This is a genomic window from Hyphomonas sp. KY3, assembly GCF_017309975.1.
Lineage (GTDB): Bacteria > Pseudomonadota > Alphaproteobacteria > Caulobacterales > Hyphomonadaceae > Hyphomonas.
In genome coordinates, this window is sequence record NZ_CP022271.1 from 1,097,914 (window position 1) to 1,114,703 (window position 16,790).

The window sequence follows — 16,790 nt, forward strand, 5'->3', positions numbered from 1 at the left end:
CAGTTGGAGGCCGGTCGCGATTATTTCAAGACCGGCCTTTTTTGTTGTTGACCCAAGCAACCAATGCGGGAAATGTGGTTCTGTGATCAACTTGGGTCACGGGGAAATTTGGGGAGAATTCTATGCTGAAATATGTAGCGGTTGTTGTGGCCGCTCTAACGTTGGGCGCTTGCGAAACAACGTCCAGCCGTCCGTATACGCCGTCGACTGCGAACATCATGGCGTTTCAATCCGCATTTGAGGACGATGAGCAAAAGGTCCAGTTGGCGGCGTTTACTACCGCAGAGGGCGTTGAAGGCGATATGACTTGCCGAGCGCTCGGCGCTTTGGAAGTAGCTCCAGGAAAAGCGCCGGTTGCCTTTATTGAGGGCGCGATGCGAGACGAACTCTTTGCCGCCGGGGTTTACGATCAGACCAACGGAACAACAATCGATGGTGAAATCACGCAGTTGGATTTCAACTCATTTGGGACTGGATCCTGGAAGATTGGGCTCAAGCTTTCGTCTGAAGCTGCGCCCGATGGCTATGAAGTATCTACGGACTATAGCTTCAAAACGAGCTACTCGGCGCTCAAAGCTTGCCAGAACGTGATTGATGCTTTTACGCCGGCCGTGCAAGAGCTGATAGGTAAGGCAGTAGCTGACCCCCAGTTCGCAGGGTTGGTCGCGGAATAGAGTTCTGGTTCGTCTACTTTGTATGAGCTTGAAACGTAGAGGGCCGGAGCATCGTTGCTCCGGCCTTCTTATTTAGTCAGTAATCTGACCGCCTAGCGCTTGGCGCGGGACCACCAGCCGGCGCGTTTTGGCTCGGCCTTCTTGGAGGGCTTTGCGGCAGGCTCAGGAGTGGGGTCTGGCGCAGCCTGTTCAACCATGGCGGGCGCCACTTCAGGCTGAGGCTCCGGGGCTGGCGTTTCTGCAACAGGCTCTGGCTCTGAAGCAGGCTCGGATGCTGGAGTGGGTTCAGCTTCAACAGGATCGCTGGTCTCTGGTGCATCGCCGGTGTCGGCTGCCACAGGGGCTTCCTTCTTTTTGCTGCGGGATCGGCGGGGACGCTTCGTCTTGGCCGGCTTTTCCTCACTGTCACCAGAAGTCTCTTCCGTCTTCGGTTCGTCCGGAGCAGTTTCAGCTTCTGCGGTTACCGGCTCCTCTACTTTGGCTTCGCTCGGCGGAATATCGTCCAGCATTTCCGGAGCACTCGCAGCGAGGCCGTCCAGATAGGCGCCGCCATCTGTTGGCGCTCCATCGGCTGCCTCGTTGCGGGTGTCTGAAGACCGGCGCCGCCGACGACCTCCGCGACGGCCTCGGCGGCGGCGCTTGCGAGGGGCGCCATCCTCTGAATCGTCGTCACTGTCTGACGCGGCCTCGGCGGTGTCATCGCCGTCATCCTCGGCGTCCTCGCCGTCGAGCCGGGATTCATCGTCTTGCGACTCAGCTGCCTCTTGTTTGCGGCCACGACCGCCTCGGCGCCGACGGCGCTTGCGGCGGGTGCCTGTGGATTCGTCATCTTGATCAGCAGAGGCTTCGGACGTGTCGTCTTCGCTCTCGTCATCTTCATCCTCGTCATCACTGACGATTTGCTTGCTCGGCTTGGCGAGCGAGCGTGGTGGCTTGCGCTTCTTCGGCTTTCCGTTCGGGTCGCGCTCTGCATCGATCACGAAATCGCCTGGCAGCATGTCTTCTGACGAGTGAATCGAGACAGCAAAGCCGGCCACCTGTTCGACTTCGACCAGCGCTTCGCGCTTGTTGTTTAGCAGGTAGAGCGCGACATCGGTCGGAGCCTTCACGGAAATGGCTTTCAGGCCGCCCATGGAGGCGCGGGCCTCGATGGCCCGGATCAGCTGAAGTGCCGCCGACGGGATAGAGCGGCGACGGCCAGTGCCGTTACACGCTTCGCACGGATCGGAGGTTGCCTGCAGCACGCCCTGACGGCGACGCTGGCGTGAGATTTCCATCAGGCCGAACTGCGAGATGCGACCATGCTGGACGCGGGCCCGGTCCACCTTGAGGTGATCCTTCAGCTTTTTCTCGACGGCGCGATTGTTCTTGTTCTCGTCCATGTCGATGAAATCGATCACGATGAGACCAGCCAGGTCGCGCAGGCGCATCTGGCGGCAGGCTTCCTCAGCTGCCTCGAGGTTCGTCCGCACAGCCGTCTGCTCAATGTTGCGCTCACGTGTCGACTTGCCGGAGTTCACATCGATCGCAACCAGGGCTTCGGTCTGGTTGATGACGAGATAGCCGCCGGATTTCAGTTGGACGGTCGGGGAGTAGATGGAATCGAGCTGCTGCTCGACCGCTTCGGCCACGAAAAGCGGGTCTTCCTCTTTCCATTGCTGAACCTTCTTGGACTGGCTCGGCATGATGAGCTTGGCGAGATCCTTCGCTTCGCGATAGGCCTCTTCACCATGAACAAGGACCTCCTCGATATCCTTGTCGAACATGTCGCGCATTGCCCGGTGGACGAGACCGCCCTCGGCATTGATCAGCATTGGAGCTTCGGATGTCAGTGTCTTCTCGACAATGTTTTCCCAAAGCTTGGAAAGATATTCATAGTCACGCTTGATCTCGGCCTTGGTGCGCTTGGCGCCTGCGGTCCGCACGATCAGGCCCATGCCGTCCGGCACATCCAGCTCGGAGACGATGGATTTCAAGCGCTTGCGGTCCGCGCCATTGACGATTTTGCGGGAAATGCCACCGCCGCGCGGCGTGTTCGGCATCAGGACAGAGTAGCGGCCAGCGAGGGAGAGATAGGTGGTCAGGGCGGCGCCCTTGTTGCCACGTTCTTCCTTCACGACCTGGACCAGCATCACCTGGCGGCGGCGGATGACTTCCTGGATCTTGTAGCGCTTGGAGATCGAGGCGCGGCTTGATTTCTTCCGGCGGGGTGCGGCGGCAGCCTTGGCTTCACCGCTTTCATTATCGGTGGAGTCTTCCGACTCGTCAGAATCGTCGTCGCTTGCATCGTTGTCGACGTCGTCTTCATCGTCGATATCGACTGCATCGCCATCTTCATCATCATCGTCTTCGATCTGGGCAGCGGCCTCTTCGGCTGCTTCCTTCAGCAGGGCTTCGCGGTCTTCCGCGGGCAGCTGGTAATAGTCGGGGTGGATTTCGCTGAAGGCCAGGAAACCGTGGCGATTGCCGCCATACTCAACGAATGCCGCCTGAAGCGACGGCTCTACACGCGTTACTTTTGCGAGGTAGATGTTTCCGCGGAGTTGTTCGTTGCCAGTTGTTTCAAAGTCAAAGTCGTCGACCTGACCATTGTTGACGATCGCAACACGGGTCTCTTCCGTGTGCGAGGCGTCGATTAGCATGAGTTTGCTCATGTAAAGGAACCTTATGAGCCGGCGCAGCAGCTTTGGATGCGTCAACGCACCTCAAGCCAGCCGCAGGGCCGGTCTGTAAATTTAGGGGGAGGATACGGTCACGCCGACCCGACTGCCCCATGGGCAGTACAGGAAAATCGGTTTTGACTACTGCACCCGCGTACATCTTCTCTGCTTTCCGGAGCGCGGCGCCCGCTTGCCTTTTCGGTGAAGCCGGGATCGCTGTCGCGACGTTGGGAAACTTGCTTGGTAGGCCTGATTGGCGGCTACCGGATGATACTGCCCAATTTTGACCGTCAAGAAAAGACCAAAAAGGGCGCTGAGGCTGTGTAATACGTAACCTGTGGTCAATGCTGGGTTAATAATCGGTCTGGTAGGGAAAACCTTCGAATCTGGAATACATGCGATCCTGATGACTATTTTACGCTTTGTTTGCCTTGTGATTGCCTGTCTGGGTGCGGGTTTTGCCGCATCCGCCGATGTCAGCCGGGTGCAGGTTGTTGGCAATGGAGAGCCGACTCGAATCACCGTGTGGGCAGATTCCGAGCAGGAAGGTCGCGCCTTCCTTGCCGAATCGGGAAACGCTCGCAGCCTCGTGCTGCCAGTTGATGGGCCAGTGACCCCTGCTGTGGGTGATGGGGGTGGTGGTGTTGCCACCTGGGCGCTCTCCGAGGGAACGCTCAGTTTTGCGCTTGAGCGCCCGTTGATGGTCGCGCGGACCTTGTCCCTGCCACCTGCGGGCAACGAGCCATCCTACCGGGTAATCGTTGACCTTCAGACCGTGTCGGCCGCGCGCTTCAGCAGCGTGGCGAAGAAAGATATGCGAAAGCTTGCCTCCTATCAGGCCAAAAAGCGCAAGGAAGAACTCGCAATTGAACTCGCATCAATGAGACCTGATGCTCCGTTGCCAGCGTCCCAGCGCGTCGCAAACCAATCCTACACGGTTGTTATCGATGCGGGGCATGGTGGTAAGGACCCGGGTGCCATGGCGATTACAGGCGGTGTGGAAAAGGACATCACCTTGCGGGCGGCACTCGCACTCAAGAATATCCTTCAGGCGGACCCCCGCTATACGGTGCGGCTGACACGCGACACGGATGTCTATGTCGACCATGAGGTGCGCGTCAGCATGGCGCGCGATTGGGGCGCTGACCTGTTCATTTCCCTACACGCGGACGCTGCGGCGAGTCGCGACGTTGCCGGCGCATCCGTCTATACGATCAGCGCGAGTGGTGAGCGCCGGATCGACAAGGAAGCCAATCGCAACAATTGGCGCATTCCGCTCGAGGACGGCGCCCCGCAACGTGTCAGTGGCATCCTCGAAGATCTCGTAAAGCGCGAAACCAAGACGCACTCGTCTGAATTTGCGGAAATGCTTCTGCCGGAACTGGAGAAGTCCGGCCCTGTGCTGCGCAATACACACCGCGAGGCAGGCTTCTATGTTTTGCTGGCGCCGGATGTTCCGGCGGTGCTTCTGGAAATGGGCTTCGTGACGAACCGGGCCGACGCAAAGCGCCTGCAGTCCGACCGCGACCTGCGCAATGCCATGTCGGCGGTCAAGCGCGGCATCGACCGCTTTTTTGACAAGCAGGATATTCTGTTGGCGGGACAGGGCTAGAGCGGGGGAAATCCCTTGCAGCGGCGCACCGTTACTGAGAAGTTGGCTCCTATGATATTGTTGCGTTTTCTTGTGGCGTCGTCGCTTCTGGCGCTGTCAGCGTCGTGTTCAAGTGGTGGATTGAGCCATTTGGATTCTTCGCTCGTCCACAATGGTCGTCCGACTGAAGCCGAGGCGTACAGCGATTTTCTGATCGCGCGCTTTGCGGCGATGACCAATGATCCCCAAAAGGCGGCCGAGCATTACGCTCTGGCGATTGATTCTGCACCGGAGAAATCTGGTATTGCTGATCGCGCCTTGTTTGCGTCGCTTCTGTCTGGCGATTATCGCGAAGGCGTGCGGGTGGCGAAGCGGGCAAACACCCTCGGCAGCGAGGCCGCTCTCGTTAGATTGACCCTGGCTGTGGAAGCTCTTCGGGTCGGTCGGGAAGATGACGCGAAGCAAATGCTGGAGCAGTCTCGTTTCGGGCCGTTCAACCGCATGATTGCGCGCGGACTGTCGGCTTGGCGCGTAGTTGATACACAAGGGACGGATGCAGCCGTCCGGTATCTCGAAGATGGCCTGTCTGGCGATCCACGGCTGGACAGCGCAACGCTCTACATGATGGGGCTGATCGAGATGTCGGCCGGTAATGATGATGCCGCGCTGTCGGTTTTTGACACGCTGTGGGATTCGAGCGCCCGCCTTGCCGTTGGTGTGGAAGCACACGCCCAGTTGTTGGCCTCCCGTGGCCAACGTGACAGGGCGTTGGAAATTCTGAATACGTTTGACGAACAAGTTGGCCATAACGCCTCTATTGCGCGCCTGAGCCAGGCGATTGCATCGGGCGACAAGATCAAGGTTCGGAGGCTGACCCCGGATGAGGGGGCCGCGCTGGCCATCTATGTTCCGGCGGCCGCTTTGATGAGCCAGACAAGCGATGATGTCTCAGCCGTATACTTCGTGCTGGCGCTGGCACTTGATCCGGAGCTTCACGTTGCGCGATCCCTCTGGGCACAATCTCTCTCGAATGCGGAACGCTGGGACGAAGCCATTGGCGTGCTGGCGCGTGTGCCTGAAACGTCGGCTTTCTATGCTACTTCGCGGGGGCAGATCGCCTGGGCCCTGCAGCGCAGTGGACGCAGTCAGTCTGCCCTCGCCGTTGCCGCCGAGGCCCTGGACCATTCTCCGGACAGGGGCTTGCAGATCCAGATTGCAGACCTCTATCGCGCTGTTGGGAGACAGGAACAGGCAGAGGCCTTGCTGACAGAGATCATCCGCGATGATGCAAGCCACAAGCGTGAGGACTGGCGATTGTTCTATGCGCGCGGTGTATCACGTGGAGAGCTCGGCGACTGGCCCGAAGGTGAGCGCGACTTGCTGAAGGCTTTGGCTCTGCAGCCGGACGACGCATCACTGCTGAATTATGTCGGCTATTCCTATGTTGATCGGGGTGAGCACCTCGACTTCGCCATGGATATGATCCGACGGGCTGCGGAGATGGAGCCAAATGAAGGCTATATCATCGACAGCCTTGGCTGGGCGCACTACCGGCTGGGGGATTACGAGACTGCTACGCAGCATCTGGAACGCGCAGTCGAGCTTGAGCCTGGCGATCCTGTTCTGAACGATCATTTGGGTGACGCCTATTGGCAGACCGGCCGCAAGCTTGAGGCGCGATTCCAGTGGCGGCGTTCGTTGACGCTCGATCCTGCGGATGGCGAACGCGACCGAATTGAGGCCAAGCTGGTCGCCGGTCCGAACGTGCCGTTGGTCAAACAGGCTGAATCTGGTGCAGGCGCGCAACTTCCCAAGCCTGTTCGTCCCTAGTCGCTGTGGCAGTCTGACATGCCGACATCTCTCGCGCCCGCCAAGGTAAACCTGTTCCTGCATGTCGGAACCGTACAAAAAAACGGCCGTCATCCGCTCGATTCGCTCGTCATGTTCGCAGGGCCGGAAGCGGCCGACCGGGTATCTGCTGAGTCCGCAGATACTCTGACCCTCAGTGTCACGGGGCCACGATCCAGCGGCTTGGAAGTCGGTGGTGACAATCTCGTCCTGCGCGCAGCGCAAGCTCTGTGCGTGGCCGAGGGCAGATCGCACGGTGCTGCGCTGACGCTTGACAAGCATCTTCCCGTGGCAGCGGGAATTGGCGGCGGTTCGGCGGATGCCGGCGCGACGTTGCGCGTTCTTCAGAAATTGTGGTCATTGGAGCGCGATCTTGTCCGACAGGTCGCGGTGCCGCTGGGCGGCGATGTGCCTGTTGCGCTGGAAGGGCGGACGGCGTTGATGCAGGGCGAAGGCGAACAAGTTCGCCCGCAAAAGAACCTCCCTCGATTGCCAGCTGTTCTGGTGAATCCAGCGGTCGACTGCCCGACCGGGCCGGTTTTCCGGGCCTTTGACGCAGAAGGGGGCATAAGTGCTTTCAGCGCCCTCGAAGCCGTGCCTGAAATGCGTTCGCCGGAAGAGTTGATCGCATGGATGGCGCACCAACGTAACGATCTTCAATCCCCAGCGGTGCGCCTTGTACCAGCTATCGGGGAGGTGCTTGACGTCCTCAATGTGGTGCCGGGAAGTCGTCTCGTAAGAATGAGTGGATCGGGCGGAACCTGTTTCGCGCTGTTTGCAACCGATGAAGACGCGCAGTCTGCGGCAAGGGATCTTGAGTGCGCCCATCCCAAGTGGTGGATTCGTGCAACAAGCTTGGGGGACGCGCGATGACGATTTTCTACCTCGTTGCCGGAGCGGCGTTGATTTCTTTCGTCCTGTGCACCCTGGCGCGTCATTTGCCGCTGCTCGATGCTCCGGATGGTGGCCGTAAACAGCAGGCAGCGCCTGTGCCTCGCACGGGCGGGATCGGTATCTTCGGCGCGATCCTGATTACGCTGGGTGCGTTCGCGGTCATGGCAGAACCCTCGTCATTGGCTCAGATGCCCGCGGGCAGGATTTTGTTTGCAGTTGCGCTAGCCGTCACGCCTTGGGCAATCGGCTTCCTCGATGACTGGCTCGGCCTGTCAGCCTTGTTGAAGCTCGCGCTGCTGTGCGGTTGGGCTGTCATTGCGGCCATACCATTCTTCATGTCGGGCGGGACAGGTGGATGGCTCCTTGGTATTGCGGTCATTGTCTGGCTGATCGTGATTACGAATGCGGTCAATTTCATGGACGGTGCCAACGGCCTCGCGCTGGGATCGATTGCGATCATGCATGTGGCTTTGTTCCCGCTCTTTGCCGTGCTGATGCTGTGCTTTGGTAGCTGTGTACCCGACCCGATCGGGGAATTTGCCATGATCGCCCAGTTCGCCATGTTCGGAGCTGTGCTAGGCTTTCTTGTGTGGAACTTGCGAGGCGGCCTCTATGCCGGAGACTGCGGATCTCTAGGCGCCGGCGGACTGTTTGGCTTGATGGCCGTCTACCACCTTGGCGACGGCATGGACGGCGTTCGCGCCGCGCTTCTGGCGCTCACGCTTGCCCTGCCGTTTCTGATTGACGTCTTGCTGACGCTAGCGTGGCGCACATTCAAGGGGCGCAATCTTCTTCAGGCGCACACCGATCACGCCTATCAGCGGCTGATTGCCCGCGGTTGGGGCCACCTCAGTGTCGCGACCTTCTGGTGGAGTATGACACTGATTTGCGCGGTGATGGGTGTGGTCACCATGTTTGGCGCAGCAGAGTCCACTGACCAGGCCGATGATTTCCCGGTTCTGCAATTGACGGCACTGGTTGCCCTTGCCGCTATCGGATCAGTCTTTTGGTGGCTCGAACGCTCGCGGACTCAGTAGGCCCGGCTTACGCAGAAATCGGCCAGATCTTCGAGTGCGCTGCGATAGGGGGACTCTTCGAGCGTTCTCAGCGCGCCCTTGGCCAGCGCAGCATAGGCCTCGGCCTCCTGAACGGTGGCGTCTGCAGCCCCAGTGGCCCGGATCAGATGAACAGCGTGAGCCAGATCGGCGTCCTGCTGCGTTTCGGAATTCATGGCTCGGTCCCAGAACAGACGGTCTTCATCTGAGCCGCGTCGCTTCGCGACGATGACGGGCAGTGTAATTTTGCATTCGCGGAAGTCATCGCCAACTGATTTGCCAATTACCGACGTGGTGCCACCATAGTCCAGCACGTCATCGATGATCTGGAAGGCGAGACCCAGATTCTTGCCGTATGTGGCAAGCGCATGAGCGTGATCATCACTACCGACCGACATGGCGCCGGTCTCGGCAGCGGCCTCGAACAGCGCGCCGGTCTTCGCCTCAATAATTGCCAGATAATCTTCGGTTGGCAGATCCCGGGCCTGCATCGCGGCCAACTGGCGAACTTCGCCTTCGGCAATCACCGTGGATGCTGTGGCGAGCCGGTTCAGGATTTCGAGACTGTTGGTTTCAACCAGCAGGTTGAACGCGCGCGCAAACAGGAAGTCCCCCACCAGGATGGAGGCCTTGTTGCCCCAAATTGCCTTGGCAGCAGGTTTCCCGCGTCGCAGATCGCTTTCGTCCACCACGTCATCGTGCAACAGCGTGGCGGTGTGGATGAACTCCACGGCCGCTGCAAGAGCATGTGTTGCCTTGTTCGGCGTGCCCACGGCATGTGCAGAAATGAGGGTTATCAATGGTCGCAGGCGCTTGCCGCCCGCCGACACAATGTAACCGGACAGATCCGGAATGACCGATATCGGGCTTGCTGCGCGGGTCGCCAGCAAGGTCTCGACCTCACCGAGGTCCTTGGCCACGAGCGTTTGCATCCGATCCACAATGGAACCGACTGCCTCTTTGCCTCTTGGTTTTGGCGCAAGGGTCACGTTTTCACTGGCTCCCATCATTTCTCTGACGAAATGGGAAATAGTCGTAGGATGGGTTCGCATCAAGCGCGACGTGGCACCCCGACGCATCTCACAGCGAAGTGTTGTGGCGAATCCTCGCCGTGTGTGCGAAACATTCAGGCAATTGGGCCGTTGAGAATATTCCAACAAGGAAGGGTTCCCACATGAAGCCATATGCAATTCTGCTCGCCGCTGGCCTGCTCGCTGCATGTACGTCGAACGCGGCCTACGGGCCCGCATCCAAGTCCGGAGCGATGGGCTATTCCAGCCAGCAGATCGAAACGGGCCGATACCAGGTCTCCTACACCGACTCCAGTCCGTCGAAGGCGCGTGACCGGGCCTTGCTGCGTGCAGCTGAACTGACGCTTCTGGAGGGCTCTGACTGGTTTGAGATAACCAGCAGCTTTGCCGAACGTAGTGAAGACAGCCGTAGCGGTGGTTCCAGCGTCTCCATTGGCGGTTCGTCGGGCTCTCGCGGCCACAGCAGCGTCGGGGTCGGCGTAGGGATCGGCATTCCGCTAGGGGGTGGCAATAGCGGGTCGGTTACCGAAGTCCTCGAAATCGTCACCGGCAAAGGCGACAAACCTGATCGGCCGAGTGTCTATGATGCCCGCTCAGTGGATATCAATCTGCGCGGTTCGGCGACCGAATGAAGGAAGTCTTTCGCACCAATGATGTCGTCAAGCTGAGCTATGTTGAGCACCTGCTGCAGGAGGCGAGCATCGAATATTTCATCGCTGATCAGCATATCTCCGCTGTCGAGGGCAATATCGGCGCGTTTCCGAGGCGCGTCATGGTGCCGGAGGAATTGTTGCCTGCTGCCGAGGCAGCCTTGGTCGAAGTCGAACGCGGCTAGTGGGGCAGATCACAGAAGATACCCTTTACCAGGGGCGGGTCACCCTATTCCAACCTGAAAAGGGCTTCAGAGCCAGCACAGACTCGCTGATGCTGGCCGCGGCCCTTCCCGAAAAGTCCGGCGGCGCGGCCCTTGAAATAGGCTGTGGATGCGGTGGGGCGCTGATGACGGCCGCATTTCGATTGTCGCAGATGCAGGTGACAGGCGTGGATATTGATGCGGTCATGACTGACCTCGCACGGCAATCTGTCTCGTCAAACAATTTCAAAGACCGAGTGAGTGTCGAGACTGGCAATGCCGCCGAATGGGTACGCGACAAGGAAAATCGGTTCGATCTGGTTTTTGCAAACCCGCCATATTTCGAGCCAGGAAGGATCTCCGCGCCGGGAGCGGAGAAAGCTGGAGCATATCTCGAATCCCTCAGCCTCGATGGTTGGATCAAGGCGATGGCGTTTGCGGCCAAGCCGCGTGCGCCCATTGTGATAATTCATCGCGCTGCCGAACTCGCCCGAATTCTCGCTGTGCTGGATCGCCTGACGGGAGAGATTACCGTTCTGCCCATCGCGCCGAAACATGGCGAAGATGCGCGCCGGGTTTTGGTGCGGGGACGCAAGGGATTGAGACGGGGAGAGGTGCGTTTGCTCGCGCCCCTCGTCACTCACACCGCCGACGGTGAGGCCAGTGAAGCGCTGGATGCGATCCGTCATGGCAGGGCGATCGACTGGTAATCCAGATTTTCTGGGAATTGCCACATTTGCAGGCTAGGGTCTGAATTGAGGTACGGGCATAGAAAAAGGAGTTGGCCATGTTCGGCCTGTTGTTCTTCGGCTTTCTGTTCATTGGTCTGGTCCTGGCCTTGCTGGGGCATGGCGGGTTTTACCGCATGGTCACCGGGCGCGGGGCAGGGTCAAATGATCATGATGAATCTCGTGGGTCATTCTGATCGCATTCCCGTGCTTGCTTCGCCCTGCGCACGGCTGTAACCCGACACCCAATCGATATTCGGATCTGCCCCATGACCGCACCCAAAGCGCACGCCAAACCGAAATCCTTTCAGGACCTCATCCTGACACTTCAGGCCTATTGGGCCGATAAGGGCTGCGCGATCCTGCAGCCCTATGACATGGAAGTCGGCGCCGGCACCTTGCACCCGGCGACTGTGCTGCGGGCATTGGGGCCAAAGAACTGGCGTGCTGCCTATGTCCAGCCCTCGCGGCGGCCGAAGGATGCGCGTTATGGGGAAAATCCCAACCGGCTCGGCCATTATTACCAGTTCCAGGTCATCCTGAAGCCTAATCCCGACGATTTGCAGGACCTCTATCTGGAAAGTCTCTACGCCATTGGCATCGACCCGACTGTTCACGATATTCGCTTCGTCGAAGACGACTGGGAGAACCCGACTGTCGGCGCCTGGGGCCTTGGCTGGGAAGTCTGGTGCGACGGGATGGAAGTCAGCCAGTACACCTACTTCCAGCAGGTTGGCGGACTGGATGTGTTCCCGGTCTCTGGCGAATTGACCTACGGGCTCGAACGCCTCGCCATGTATGTGTTCGGCGTCGACAATGTCTATGATCTGCCCTTTAACGATCCGGACAGCGCAGTGCCGCTCTCCTATGGCGACGTGTTCCTCGAAAACGAGAAACAACAATCAGCGTTCAATTTCGAGCATTCCGATGTCGAGATGCTGAAGCGCTGGTTTGCCGATTGCGAGAACCAGTCGAATGCCCTGCGCGATGCAGGCAAGCCGTTGCCAGCTTATGATTACGCCCTCAAAGCCTCGCACACGTTTAACCTGATCGACGCACGCGGCGCCATCAGCCCGACCGAGCGTCAGGCCTATATCGCCCGCGTCCGAGACCTCGCCCGCGGCGCCGCTGCGCAATGGGCCAAGCAGGAAGACGTTTCCGCCTAGATTTAACCTCTGACTGATTTGGTCATTCGGCTTCATGGGGATAGTCTCTTCCGGTGTGGGAGGACGCGTCATGTTACGTTGGATGCTCGTTTGCCTTGTCGGTCTCTGTCTTGCGCTTGGCGCGGACGCGAAGACCAAACGTGCCCTGATCGTCGGTGTCGGCGACTATAAGCAATTGCCAGACCTGCAAAAGACGACCGGAGACGCCACGGGCTATTCCGAAGCGTTTGGGGGCGAGCTGGGCTTTGAAGTCACGCGCCTGATAGATCCTGGCACGATCGACTTTCTCGAGGCACTGGACGGTTTTCTTCAATCCATTGAGCCCGGCGACGAGGTCGCTTTCATCTTTTCCGGACACGGCTGGTCGGATGGCGCCGACAATTTTCTGGCCATGACCGATGCGCCGCTGGAATCGTCTGAATTCGCGCTGCGCCGCCAGACTGTGTCGCTATCGACTGACGTGCTCGCAGAGATCAAGGCGCGCAAACCGGGCCTGTTGTTTGCCATCGTGGATGCTTGCCGGGACAATCCCTTCGATACAGGAACCCGCAGCGTGACGCGCGGACTGTCGCGGCTGGAGATCGTGCCGGGCACACTCGTGGTCTATGCGGCAGGCACCCGCCAGAAGGCGCTCGACCGGCTGGGGCCGGAGGATGAGTCCCCGTATTCGGTCTTCACGCGCAGCCTGTTGCCGCGCCTCAGCGATCCGGCCAATCCCTTGTTGCGCAGCGTGGACGAAACTCGCAGCGAGGTCGCGATGCTGGCCTCCTCCATAAATCATGAGCAGCGCCCCGCAATCTATTCCGACGTTTCGCTCGACTATTGTTTTTCCGGGGAGTGCCGCCTGAAGACGGTGCTGGACCAGGAGACGATGGATTGGGTCGAAATCTCCAGCGTGGGCTATACGACCGTCGATCCTTGCACCAAATACGCTCGCCATCTGGAGCAATATCCCGACGGGAAGTTCGCCGAGGTGGCGCGCCGGAACCTCGCTAATCCGCCCTGTGCCCGAACGCGGTTGCAGCTGAAATCTGTATCCTGGTTCGGAGATCTGGACGGTCACACGGACGAAGTCTATGGCGTAGACTACAGCCTGAGCGGACGCTACGTGGCAAGTGCATCAGCCGATCACACGGCGCGTCTCTGGATCGTCGGCATGACGCCAAGCCTTTATGGCCAGTCGACCGAACTGAAAGGCCATACCGCGCCGGTCCTGACTGTGCGGTTCAGCCCAAATGAAGAGCGCCTCATCACGGCGTCCGAAGACGGCACGGCGCGCATCTGGAGCGCGCTTGGCGAAGAGGCGCGGCTGGTGCTTGATGGACATCTGGGCGTTGTTTCCTATGCTGAATACAGCCCCTTCGGGGACCGGGTGGTTACGGCCTCATATGACGAAACCGCACGTATCTGGGACGCCCGAACGGGCGAGGAGGTGTTGCGCCTGACAGGGCACTCCGGCGCAGTCCGTTCCGCACGGTTCAATTTTGATGCAAGCCGGATCGTCACAGCGTCGAATGATGGTACGGTCCGCGTCTGGGATGCGGAGACGGGCGAGCAGCTCCGCATGGTCGAATCCGGAGAAGTTCCGGCTACTTACGCCACGTTCAGCCAGGATGGAAACCGCATTCTTGTCGCCTCAGCGGACAAGGCGGCCCGTATTTGGAGCGCGGACGGTGAAGTTCTCGAACTGACCGGCCATGATGCTCCGCTGTGGAATGCCGCTTTCAGTGCAGACGGAGAATTCGTGGCGACCAGTGCGATGGATTTGTCCGGCAAGATCTGGGATGCCGAGACCGGAGCCTTGCTTGCCGGGGTGCAGGATCTGAGCATGTTCGGCGCCAACTGGATTGAGTTTGCGCCGGATGGCAAGAAGCTGGTCGTGTCCATGAAGGGCGGCGCATTGCAACTCTGGCAGCTCACTTTTGGGGCTGACTAAGCGCCCCATCTGCACGTCCGGTGCTTGACCCTGCCGCCCGCGCTAGTATGCCGTGCAGGCTTGTAACTACTGGCTGGACCCCTTCATGGCAGACCTGATTCTCGAACTCTTTTCAGAGGAAATCCCCGCGCGCATGCAGGCGAAGGCTGAGAGTGATCTCGGTACTGCACTGGAAAAGGCGCTGGGCGAGGCGGGGCTGAACTGGTCGAAGCTGGAAACGGCCTCTGGCCCGCGACGCCTGACGGTGTTCATGGATGGCCTGACAGAGCGCTCTGCGGATGTGAAGGAAGAGCGCAAAGGCCCGAAGGTCGGCGCGCCGGACAAGGCGGTCGAGGGCTTCCTGCGTGGCGCGGGGCTGAGCGACATCAGTCAGGCCGAAGTGCGCTCCGATCCGAAGAAGGGCGACTTCTACGTTGCTGTGATCGAAACGCCGGGCCGCGATGCGACCGATATCATTGCCGAAGCTGTGCCTGCCATCATTCGCGGTTTCCATTGGCCCAAGAGCATGCGCTGGGGCACGGGTGACCTGCGCTGGGTGCGCCCGTTGCAGCGGATTGTCTGTGTGCTGGACGGAAAAGTGGTGCCATTTGAAGTGGATGGCATTTCCAGTGGCGACGAGACCGAAGGCCACCGCGTGCATGGCCGTGGGCCGTTCAAGATTACCTCTCGCAAGGACTATGAGAGTCAGCTTAGCGGCGCAGGCCATGTGAAGCTGACGCGCGATGCGCGGCGGGAGGTGATCCTCGCCGGCATCGAGAAGGTTTGCGCCGAGGCTGGCCTCGAATGGATTGAAGACAAGGGCCTGCTCGAAGAGGTCGTTGGCCTCGCCGAATGGCCGGTCGTCGTACTCGGCGACATGGACCCGGCCTTCCTGGCGCTGCCGCCGGAAGTGATCCAGCTATCCATGCGGACACACCAGAAATATTTCGCCGTTAATGACAGGAAGACCGGGAAGCTGGCGCCGAACTTCATCGTGGTAGCGAACATCGAGGCCGCTGATGGCGGCAAGAAGCTCGCCGAGGGCAATTCCCGCGTCCTGTCGGCGCGGCTCGATGATGGCCGGTTCTTCTGGGAGAAGGACAAGGCGACGCCCCTGGAAGACATGGCCGAGAAGCTCTCGACCATCGCCTTCAAGGCCGAGCTTGGTAGCCTTGGTGACAAGGTGGAGCGCGTCGCCGCGCTCGCCCACGAACTCGCCCCCAAAGTTGGCGCCGATCCGGGCCTTGCCGAACGCGCCGCGCGTCTCGCTAAGGCCGACCTCGTGTCGGAAATGGTTGGCGAATTCCCGGAATTGCAGGGCGTGATGGGGCGGTATTATGCGCTGGAGGCTGGCGAACCGGCGGCCGTCGCCGATGCCATCCGCGATCATTACAAGCCGCAAGGCCCGAGCGACTCCGTGCCAACCGATCCGGTGGGCATCGCCGTTGCGCTCGCCGACAAGCTGGATACGCTGGTTGGATTCTGGGCGATTGATGAGAAGCCTTCGGGATCAAAGGACCCATTCGCGCTACGCCGCGCAGCTCTAGGTGTCGTTCGGATCACTCTGGCCAATGATTTACGTCTTGGGTTCCAAGGAATCCTTGGTATGTCAGATTTTGAATTCCAAAATCAGAAAGGTCTGCAGATTTCGGATGGACCGTTTGTCGGCCTAACCAAGCTTTCTTTGGATTCGCTCGATCTGCTTTCGTTCTTTGCGGACCGTTTGAAGCAGCATTTGCGGGATGAAGGCCAACGCCACGACCTGATCGACGCCGTCTTCGCGCTCGGCGAAGATGACCTCGTGCTCATCACGCGCCGCGTCGAAGCTCTGGGCGCGTTCCTTGATACCGAAGACGGGGCAAACCTGCTGGCGGGTTACAAGCGCGCGGCGAACATCCTGAAGGCCGAGGAGAAGAAGGGCGATCTGCCTGCTGACCTCTCCGTCGATGACGTCCTCATCACCAAGGGGCCGGCCGAGGAAAAAGCCCTCGCGAAAGCCCTGTCGGATGTTGAGGCCGCCATTGAAGGACCGCTCAAATCCGAGGACTTCACCGCGGCCATGGCCGAACTTGCCAAACTGCGTGGTCCGGTGGACGCCTTCTTCGAAGCGGTCATGGTCAATGACGAGGATTCTGCCGTGCGCGCGAATCGTCTGGCACTGCTCGCCAAAATCCGTGGAACACTTCACCGCGTAGCGGATTTCTCCCGCATCGATGGCTGATGCAGGTCAGGGCGCTCGCGTGCCCTTGTGTCAGACTGAAACGGCCTGCCTGCACGGGAACGCGCCAATGTGTCACGAACAACGTTGTCACCCCCCGCGTGCCCTTTCGGACACTGGCCAATGGCGCTGCAATGCAGCATAGGAATTGCAATTC

The 16,790-nt window shown here is 59.7% G+C and carries 14 protein-coding genes; 12 read left to right on the forward strand and 2 right to left on the reverse strand.

All coding sequences use genetic code 11. The features are described from left to right. The first annotated feature begins 122 nt into the window (after positions 1-122). Complete coding sequence (locus CFA77_RS05620; RefSeq protein WP_206992608.1) at positions 123-674, forward strand: hypothetical protein; 552 nt, start codon at positions 123-125, stop codon at positions 672-674. Positions 675-766: 92 nt separating this feature from the next. Here CFA77_RS05620 and CFA77_RS05625 read toward each other — a convergent pair whose 3' ends face one another. Then, positions 767-3,328 carry an Rne/Rng family ribonuclease gene (locus CFA77_RS05625; RefSeq protein ID WP_206992609.1) on the reverse strand — a complete coding sequence of 854 codons (2,562 nt, stop codon included), beginning with the start codon at positions 3,326-3,328 and terminating at the stop codon, positions 767-769. Positions 3,329-3,740: 412 nt separating this feature from the next. Here CFA77_RS05625 and CFA77_RS05630 point away from each other — a divergent pair, with 412 nt between their 5' ends. The 4 genes from CFA77_RS05630 (at position 3,741) to CFA77_RS05645 (ending at position 8,704) form a co-directional block, all read left to right on the forward strand. Further along, entirely contained in the window at positions 3,741-4,946 is a 1,206-nt protein-coding gene (locus CFA77_RS05630) for an N-acetylmuramoyl-L-alanine amidase (protein ID WP_206992610.1), read from the forward strand. A 120-nt stretch (positions 4,947-5,066) separates the two neighbouring features. Continuing rightward, entirely contained in the window at positions 5,067-6,755 is a 1,689-nt protein-coding gene (locus CFA77_RS05635) for a tetratricopeptide repeat protein (RefSeq protein WP_206992611.1), read from the forward strand. A gap of 18 nt (positions 6,756-6,773) precedes the next feature. After that, positions 6,774-7,646: a 4-(cytidine 5'-diphospho)-2-C-methyl-D-erythritol kinase gene (locus CFA77_RS05640; protein ID WP_206992612.1), complete on the forward strand. Its 873-nt coding sequence runs from the start codon at positions 6,774-6,776 to the stop codon at positions 7,644-7,646. Further along, positions 7,643-8,704 carry a glycosyltransferase family 4 protein gene (locus CFA77_RS05645; protein ID WP_206992613.1) on the forward strand — a complete coding sequence of 354 codons (1,062 nt, stop codon included), beginning with the start codon at positions 7,643-7,645 and terminating at the stop codon, positions 8,702-8,704. Before CFA77_RS05640 ends, CFA77_RS05645 begins: the two co-directional genes overlap by 4 nt. Here CFA77_RS05645 and CFA77_RS05650 read toward each other — a convergent pair. Next, a complete protein-coding gene (locus CFA77_RS05650) occupies positions 8,698-9,729 on the reverse strand; it encodes a polyprenyl synthetase family protein (RefSeq protein ID WP_034814020.1) in 1,032 nt (343 codons plus the stop codon). The two genes, CFA77_RS05645 and CFA77_RS05650, sit on opposite strands and share 7 nt — an antisense overlap. Before the next feature lie 167 nt (positions 9,730-9,896). Between CFA77_RS05650 and CFA77_RS05655 the strand changes: the two genes are divergently transcribed. The 7 genes from CFA77_RS05655 (at position 9,897) to glyS (ending at position 16,636) form a co-directional block, all read left to right on the forward strand. Continuing rightward, on the forward strand, positions 9,897-10,385 hold the full coding sequence (locus CFA77_RS05655) for a hypothetical protein (protein ID WP_034814019.1): 489 nt from the start codon (positions 9,897-9,899) through the stop codon (positions 10,383-10,385). After that, positions 10,382-10,588, forward strand: a complete 207-nt coding sequence (locus CFA77_RS05660; RefSeq protein ID WP_206992614.1) for a DUF2007 domain-containing protein — start codon at positions 10,382-10,384, stop codon at positions 10,586-10,588. The genes CFA77_RS05655 and CFA77_RS05660 overlap by 4 nt, the downstream gene beginning before the upstream one ends. Positions 10,589-10,677: 89 nt before the next feature. Continuing rightward, complete coding sequence (locus tag CFA77_RS05665) at positions 10,678-11,316, forward strand: tRNA1(Val) (adenine(37)-N6)-methyltransferase (RefSeq protein WP_206992615.1); 639 nt, start codon at positions 10,678-10,680, stop codon at positions 11,314-11,316. 77 nt (positions 11,317-11,393) lie between these two features. Then, positions 11,394-11,531 carry a hypothetical protein gene (locus CFA77_RS05670; RefSeq protein ID WP_156947859.1) on the forward strand — a complete coding sequence of 46 codons (138 nt, stop codon included), beginning with the start codon at positions 11,394-11,396 and terminating at the stop codon, positions 11,529-11,531. A gap of 72 nt (positions 11,532-11,603) precedes the next feature. Then, positions 11,604-12,500 (forward strand): glycine--tRNA ligase subunit alpha, encoded by an 897-nt coding sequence (locus CFA77_RS05675; protein ID WP_206992616.1) that lies wholly within the window; start codon positions 11,604-11,606, stop codon positions 12,498-12,500. A gap of 70 nt (positions 12,501-12,570) precedes the next feature. After that, positions 12,571-14,436 (forward strand): caspase family protein, encoded by a 1,866-nt coding sequence (locus CFA77_RS05680; RefSeq protein ID WP_206992617.1) that lies wholly within the window; start codon positions 12,571-12,573, stop codon positions 14,434-14,436. 85 nt (positions 14,437-14,521) lie between these two features. After that, on the forward strand, positions 14,522-16,636 hold the full coding sequence (gene glyS, locus CFA77_RS05685; RefSeq protein ID WP_206992618.1) for a glycine--tRNA ligase subunit beta: 2,115 nt from the start codon (positions 14,522-14,524) through the stop codon (positions 16,634-16,636). Positions 16,637-16,790: the final 154 nt, after the last annotated feature.

What these genes read in the sequence shown, in the direction of transcription:
- CFA77_RS05620 (WP_206992608.1), top strand. Translation starts at nt 123, where the DNA reads ATGCTGAAATATGTAGCGGTTGTTGTGGCCGCTCTAACGTTGGGCGCT.
- CFA77_RS05625 (WP_206992609.1), bottom strand. Translation starts at nt 3,328, where the DNA reads ATGAGCAAACTCATGCTAATCGACGCCTCGCACACGGAAGAGACCCGT.
- CFA77_RS05630 (WP_206992610.1), top strand. Translation starts at nt 3,741, where the DNA reads ATGACTATTTTACGCTTTGTTTGCCTTGTGATTGCCTGTCTGGGTGCG.
- CFA77_RS05640 (WP_206992612.1), top strand. Translation starts at nt 6,774, where the DNA reads ATGCCGACATCTCTCGCGCCCGCCAAGGTAAACCTGTTCCTGCATGTC.
- CFA77_RS05645 (WP_206992613.1), top strand. Translation starts at nt 7,643, where the DNA reads ATGACGATTTTCTACCTCGTTGCCGGAGCGGCGTTGATTTCTTTCGTC.
- CFA77_RS05650 (WP_034814020.1), bottom strand. Translation starts at nt 9,729, where the DNA reads ATGGGAGCCAGTGAAAACGTGACCCTTGCGCCAAAACCAAGAGGCAAA.
- CFA77_RS05655 (WP_034814019.1), top strand. Translation starts at nt 9,897, where the DNA reads ATGAAGCCATATGCAATTCTGCTCGCCGCTGGCCTGCTCGCTGCATGT.
- CFA77_RS05660 (WP_206992614.1), top strand. Translation starts at nt 10,382, where the DNA reads ATGAAGGAAGTCTTTCGCACCAATGATGTCGTCAAGCTGAGCTATGTT.
- CFA77_RS05665 (WP_206992615.1), top strand. Translation starts at nt 10,678, where the DNA reads ATGCTGGCCGCGGCCCTTCCCGAAAAGTCCGGCGGCGCGGCCCTTGAA.
- CFA77_RS05670 (WP_156947859.1), top strand. Translation starts at nt 11,394, where the DNA reads ATGTTCGGCCTGTTGTTCTTCGGCTTTCTGTTCATTGGTCTGGTCCTG.
- CFA77_RS05675 (WP_206992616.1), top strand. Translation starts at nt 11,604, where the DNA reads ATGACCGCACCCAAAGCGCACGCCAAACCGAAATCCTTTCAGGACCTC.
- CFA77_RS05680 (WP_206992617.1), top strand. Translation starts at nt 12,571, where the DNA reads ATGTTACGTTGGATGCTCGTTTGCCTTGTCGGTCTCTGTCTTGCGCTT.
- glyS (WP_206992618.1), top strand. Translation starts at nt 14,522, where the DNA reads ATGGCAGACCTGATTCTCGAACTCTTTTCAGAGGAAATCCCCGCGCGC.